The organism is Solidesulfovibrio sp. (assembly GCF_029978005.1).
Lineage (GTDB): Bacteria > Desulfobacterota > Desulfovibrionia > Desulfovibrionales > Desulfovibrionaceae > Solidesulfovibrio.
The window spans coordinates 37,262-43,867 of sequence record NZ_JARKOZ010000185.1 but is presented as its reverse complement, the minus strand read 5'-3'; the positions used below and the strand labels follow the sequence as shown (position 1 = coordinate 43,867).

The 6,606-nt window shown below is 49.3% G+C and carries 5 protein-coding genes; 1 reads left to right on the top strand and 4 read right to left on the bottom strand.

Going from position 1 to position 6,606, the window contains the following annotated elements:
• The coding region (locus Q1K70_RS20015) for a universal stress protein (protein WP_300163749.1) at positions 1–390 on the top strand (390 nt) is incomplete at its 5' end.
• A gap of 656 nt (positions 391–1,046) precedes the next feature.
• Here the strand turns inward: Q1K70_RS20015 and Q1K70_RS20010 are convergent.
• The 4 genes from Q1K70_RS20010 to Q1K70_RS20000 all read right to left on the bottom strand — a co-directional run bounded on the left by Q1K70_RS20010 (position 1,047) and on the right by Q1K70_RS20000 (position 6,388).
• The gene (locus tag Q1K70_RS20010; RefSeq protein WP_129350613.1) at positions 1,047–2,987 is read right to left on the bottom strand and encodes a DUF3987 domain-containing protein; all 1,941 of its coding nucleotides are present in this window, start codon (positions 2,985–2,987) and stop codon (positions 1,047–1,049) included.
• Between the two features lie 120 nt (positions 2,988–3,107).
• Positions 3,108–4,349, bottom strand: coding sequence for a hypothetical protein (locus Q1K70_RS20005; protein ID WP_129350610.1), 1,242 nt, complete (start codon positions 4,347–4,349; stop codon positions 3,108–3,110).
• Position 4,350: 1 nt separating this feature from the next.
• Complete coding sequence (locus Q1K70_RS22190) at positions 4,351–4,734, bottom strand: helix-turn-helix domain-containing protein (RefSeq protein ID WP_129350607.1); 384 nt, start codon at positions 4,732–4,734, stop codon at positions 4,351–4,353.
• Positions 4,735–5,086: 352 nt separating this feature from the next.
• Positions 5,087–6,388 carry a site-specific integrase gene (locus tag Q1K70_RS20000; protein WP_129350604.1) on the bottom strand — a complete coding sequence of 434 codons (1,302 nt, stop codon included), beginning with the start codon at positions 6,386–6,388 and terminating at the stop codon, positions 5,087–5,089.
• Positions 6,389–6,606: the final 218 nt, after the last annotated feature.

Sequence of the window (6,606 nt, the reverse complement as noted above, 5' to 3'; positions counted from 1 at the left end):
GAAGTTGCCCTGGAGCGTGCGGCCATGCTGGCCCAATCCCTCGACGCGCAATTGTTCGTCATTTCCGTGATCCCGGAACTCAGTTGCTCGACGGCTGGATTTCCAGAAGACTACTGCGAGACGGTAAACAACGCCTTCGCCAAAGAATGCAAAGAGCTCTTGGACAAGGCTTGCGATTCACTAGCCGACAAGGGATTTCACGCCCAATCGATACTGGAATTTGGGCACCCTGCGCGCAAAATCCTGGAAGCCGCCGAAACACTTGGTGCGGACCTGATCGTTCTTGGCTCCAGAGGAACGCATGGTATTGAGCGTTTTCTCCTTGGCAGCGTCTCCAGCAAGGTGGCGGCCCACGCCAAATGCGATGTATTGATAGCCCGTACAAAATGACTGTGTTTCCGCCTCGTCCCTCCAATCCGGCTGCCCCGAAGGCCTCCCGGGGCAGCCGTTTTTTAAGCAAACATGATAAATTCCTTGAAGATGGAGTCTGTATCGGCTCTTTGTCGTCGAGAGCCCCCTTCTCAAGTTTCAGATGGTCCGAAAAGGCCCGGGCAGGTCACTGTGGCGGGCAATTTGAAGGGGTGGGGGAAGGGGTTGGTGGGTGCTATCCCCCGGGCCTCGAAGACTCGGCCCGATCGCACGGGCAATTACGGGGGAGGGATCAGTCGGGAGGAGGTCCTGTGGGGGGGTGGGGCCTCCCCGATCGGCGTCCCGAGTCTCCGAGGGACGCCGAATAAAGCAACTACCTAAATTTTCGAAGTTTTTTTAAAGGGTGACACCGATGACAGCCGATGACACAGCCATTGTCACCAATAACCAATAGAAATTATTGAATTTAATCCCTGGTGACAACGATGACAGTGCTTCCTTAATAGGGGTTTTAAGACTTTTTCTATCCTCCTGATATTATGATAAATTCTTAAATTCCCCCCGCGCTTCTCCCCCTCTCCCTTAGGTACCGCTGTCATCTCCGTCATCAAAGGAAAAGGCCCCGGATTCCGGGGCCTTAGAGATGACAATGGCTGTGTCATCGGCTGTCATCGCTGTCACCTCTCGTCCACTTCCACTGCGTCAAAATCGTCTTCTTCGAACACGCCCTTGATTTGGGAACTCATTTTGGAGCAAATGTCCAAAACATCCGTTGTTATGAGCCGGTATCGACGACTTTTTTCGCGCCCGGCTTCGATATTTAGTGTGGTAAACGCCTCGCGTAATTGGTTTTGATTGATTTTAAGCCGCGCCTTTTTAAACCATCCTTGAAGCACCTTGTTTTCGATTTTCCCTTCAAGTTGTCCAATTTCATGAACGTGCTTCAGCAACAATTCGGCAATACGGGATGCATGAGTGTCGTTTGTTGCGGATCGCGAATTCCCCTTTTTGTCAGGAATATATGTATTCATTTTCTGCGCTTGGGCGAAAAAGTAGTCGGCCAGGGCCACGGCGTTGGTCATGTCGCCAAAAGTGATTTCCCCGTCTGTCACGTCTCCATCGTCAGCATGTCGCAAACAATGCAGCAACAACGCCAGCCGCAAGGTTATGCCACGCATTTTCATTGCAAAGCCATGAATAGTTAAACCATACGTTTTGTTTTTAATTGTGTTGCTAAACGCATTCCATTCCTTCCGAGCCGCGTCGTCGAGATCAATCGCTAAGCCGCGCAGACGTCCGTCCTGGTCCTCTTCCATGGCAAAACCCATCATAACGCGAGTGATCCGGGTCAAATATTTTTCGACCCATTCCGGAATTTCCGGCCTGGGGTCTGGTGCGGGCGGCTGCGGCTGACAATTGACGAACAAGAACCGTTCCGGCAAGCCCTGGTGCAAATCATCATATGTAAAAATTTCGGGCAGCAAATGTGGCTGGACACACCCGCAGATCGAAAACGTGGCGTTTTCGATATACAATTCATTTGAAACGCCATCCTTGGCCTTTCTGTTGACGCAAATCGTCGCTCCATCCCAGGTTGACAAAAGACGGCGCTTCCCTTCACTGGTGCCTTTTGCTGAATATCGATCTAAACCCGGAATGAAGTTGTGAAACTCGTCAATAAGCCAGCACAGCCCGCGAGGATTGTCAAAAAGAAGGTCCATGGCTGCTTCCATCGTTGTGTCGGTCAGAACATATTGGATGTTAGGCGGCCGTTTCGGCATCTCATCCTTTTTTCCTGTATTGGCCGAACAAGTCGGCGCATCGCTTTTTTTTCCTTTGCTTCCCTCTTTCCCCGAACTACGCTTGCGAAAAACGACCATATCCTCTTCGTACTTGCGCCGATCTTCGCGGTACTGCATTTTGACAATCGCTTCCATTCGAGCAAGTTCGCTAAAAATGAATTTCATCGTATGGCTTTTACCTGTGCCAGTTGCAGCCGCGACAAGAAAATACAGATTTCCAGGTTCTTGCCATGTTTTAGAATATCGGGCGGTTCTTGCTCGGCCGATACAAGCAGCGCACAAAGAAAGGAAAAATGCCCCGACCATGTCTTGTGGAACGTCTTTACTGGCAGCAATAGCGGCAATCGCTTCACGCGCCTTTTCCGGGAATACTTCGAGCGGCATCGGCGGCAATTTTCCGACAAAATCATCAATCGCCAGCGATTCATCTTCTTCGGAGTTCCCCGGGGCATCGATTTCGCACAAAAATTGCGGCAACGTCTCTTCGTTGCCCGGCGCGCCGGCCCCGGCTCCACCACGGAGGCCGGAACGGGCAGTTCTGGCCGCTTCTTGCTGATTAATACCGATTTCCACGCCCGCATCACACAGCGCCTTTTCGACATGATCTTGCAACGCTGCTTCGCCCAAAACGCGACCGATCCAGTAACACGTAACGTTTAAGGTCCGATTCTGGTCGCCTTTAGCTCCCTTTTTGACGTTTTCAACACCAGCCCGGACAATTCTTTCCAGGTTTTCAGGATTGTTGTTAACGTTCACGCTCTCGGGCGCTGGCGCGGGTGTGTCATCAAAATTATCTTGGCGGGGCTTCATAGCCATCGTTTTACCCTCTTGACTTTCTGTCCGTTTTGGGCAACGAATGGCTCAACCACGAGGCATTCGTTCCCAGTTTTCCTAGCCCCGGCCGCAAACCGGGGCTTTCCTTTGCCACCTCTATATCTACTCGACCCCTTCCGGCTCCGGTTCCTCTACCGGGGCCTGGGCCGGCTTTGATGCTGGCCGCAGCTTCGCCCCAAACCCGCGCACTGATTTTGGCGGCGGATTCCGCCACGAAAGCGGAATCAGATACCGAACGCCTCCATGTGCCCAAGTCCAGATGCAAGGATTCGTCGAGTTGACATGCAAAATGGCCTTGTGTACGGGTTTGCCTTTTGTAGGACACGGATCAAATACAATTTGTCCATGACATTTTTGACGATTTAACATAATTCTCCCTAGCGTTTCTTCTCCTCCTTCTGCAAAATGGATCACTGTATCACGCGTCAACTTGCTTTCTTCGATTGTTAAAACCGCATTTTTTGCGTCACAATCGGTGTTTTCTTCTTTCTTGACTTCTGCTTTAGCGCCCTTTGTCGCTTTGGAAGCCTTTTCAACCACCTTCCTTTCATATTTCCATGCGCGTGATTCAAATGGCGGATTATCGCCATTGACCACAATTGGATCAGGTCGCCGTTGATAAACCCCGTTTGTGCAATATGCGCCGCCCACAAAATCAGGCTGGTGCGATGACCGCATTGCACGATCATAATAAGTTTTCGCTAATTTTGAACCTGTTGTGGAAAATTCAAACCAACCCCAACCTTTATCCCAAAAAGCGTTAAAAATATCAGTTCCAAATCGTTTAATATCGGACATGTCAGCAAGTCCGACATAAATTCTTTTTCCTTTGTCACCTCTATAACACTGCTCAACGCCATTATCGTCGAGATAGTAGATATAAGACGACGTAGAGTGAGCAAACGCCATCGGTGCATTTTTGATCTCTGGACATACAATAATAAGCCTTTCGCGTAATTCGTCATGACAAAGCGGGGTAACGCCGTCCTGCGGGTCATAATCGAAACAGAGCCAGCCCGGCGTGTTTTTGATAAAGGGAAAATCTTTTTGTGTGCGGGCGGCGTATTCATCTCTGTGCGCCGGGGAAATGCGTTTTAACGCGTCTTTTGTAACAACTGTCACCAAAGACTGTTCTGAAACGCCATACCAAAAAACATGAAATGGATTGCAACGGGTTAAAATTTCCGCAAATGCAAACGCATTTGGGGTTTCAACGCGTTTTGCGCGGGCGTGAGTAATAGTACGGGCAGGAATAGAGACGATTTCGCCGTTTTCATTTCGGGAAATCTGTTTTGTAAGCGGGTAGGTGGACCACGCGCCGGTATGTTGGTAGGGCTGGCGCATGTTACGCCCCCTCACCCGAGGCCTGGGCTTTGGTCTTTTTGTTTTGCGAGCCGACGCGCCGCCCAGGCCCCTTGCGCGGGGCTGGCGGCGTAGCAGTGGTGGGCGTGGTGGGGGCTAGAGTCGTGTCGTTGAGTAGATATACGAGCAAGTCGGCGGTCCGAAATCGCCAGTTCCGGCCGTCAGTGATCGAAATACGTTCAAACGGCAACGTTCCGGCTTTGACATGCGATCTAACAGTTTGTGCATGGACGCCCAGCGACAACGCGATTTGATCGACGCCGAGCGTTAAAGGAAGAGTCCTGACTTTAAGAGTGCGTCGCAAGTCCTTAATAAGAGCAGCGGAAGCAGCGGTAGCGGCGGAAATAGCAGAAGTGGCGTCGTGCATAGCACCCTCGAATGGGTGCCTGTGCGGCGGGACAAATGCAAAAGTCCCGAAAAGCACAGGCAAGCGCGCTGTTCTCTAAAGAGAACAGGGCTTGACCATAGCTTTCCGGGACTTTTCGGCTTGCCGTTACATACGGCTTTGTATTCTTAACCTTTTTCCGAGCCGATAGTCGTCCGGGGGGCGGAGCAGCAGCTTGCAGTTTATTGAGTAGCCTATAGAGTATTTCTAATCCGCTGCACTCAGACCCTCACCCTAGGGGCGGTGAGCTAGCCAGCATGCCCCCCGGGTCGGCGGGGTCATGTCTCTACCCACCTCCCAATTACAACACTCACCTAGTCACATCAAGGGGAATTTATTCGCCCTCTTCTTTTCCTGTCAAGTCACTGAAATTCCAATACATTTTTTCAACACAGGCCTTGGTCAGGGTCGGGTCAAGGTCTGCGTAACGTTCCGTCATTGCTAGACTTTGATGACCCATAAGCTTCATGATTGTGTATAACGACACGCTTTGCATCGCCAGCCAAGACGCGAACGTGTGCCGCAAGGCGTGGAAGTCAATTTTTTGAGCCGGATTTTTATATCTACGCGGCACTTCGTTAAAACCCAACTTTTCAATAACCGTTTTATAAATTTGTGGAACTGAAACCCATTTTTCGCCACGGGCATTTTTAAAAACTAAATCGTCTGGCTTTGGCTCATCTGATAACCTTTTTCTTCTTTCTGCCAACATTTCACGGATGATTGCAACATTAAGATGGATTCCGTATGCTTTTCCCCCTTTTGGGTTTCTGGCATATGCCTGCTCTTTATTCGCAACTTCGCCCCAAGTTAATGAAGCGATGTCCCCAAAACGCAAACCGGAAAATAACGCTACAACGGCCATGCCGTAAGCGTCATCTCCGCTTTGGCCTTTGATTGCCATTTTGTGCTGTTTATAAAATTCACGCCAATTTTTGAGTGTATCAAGTAAAAGCTTGGCCTCGTCTGTGTCCAAAAAACAGTTCTTTTTGTTATTGATTTTAAGACGATCCTTTTTGATCCCTTTTCCTGGAAAAATGGGAAGTTCCATGTTTCGTTTTACGGAATGAAATTGCTTGGCATCGTTCCAAAGCGTTTGCAACGTGACATAAATATTTTTTTGAGTTTTTTGAGAAATGCCTACATCCCTCGCGATATTTAGCACTTTATTAACATCTAAATATGTCAATTCTTGAAGTGGAATTTTTCCAACGACTGGACAAATCCAATTTTCAAAAATGCCTAAAATCGATTTATTATTATGCGCCGATCCTTCTTTTTGCCTTGCCGGCCAGTAAACATTTTTCCAGTAATTTTCAATTGTGTTTGCCTTAGCAAATTCTTCTTCGGCTAAAATCCTCTTCCGCTCTTTTTCTTCTTTGATTTTTTCAACTTTGGCCTCTTCCTGGGCCGTTCCTTCCATCTCGGCCCAAGTTTGTGGCCCGACTTTCAATTTCCGGTTTTCGCGAAGAGTCGCGACGATAACAACGGCCCGCTCCTGGCTCATCGCTCCCAAATAGTCAGTTACGCGGGTTCCGTTGACCATCTGCCGAAACATCCACGTCTTGCCGTCCTGGCCGTAATCTCGATAAAAAAGAGCCGAAACCCCTGAAAACGGTTCCCATTTTTGCGCCATGTTGGTATTTCTCTCCTTGGTGGCAGTGGTGGCAAATTGGTGGCAATCTTTATATTAACCTTGACTAACCGTCACGCACTAAGACTAACCAAGATTAACCAAGACTAACGAAAGCCCTATGAAAGCAACCACTTGCCAAAACAGCTTCTAGGAATTACCTATATTTATGGGGGTTGGGTGTCAACTCATCGGGCTCATAACCCGAAGATCGTGGGTTC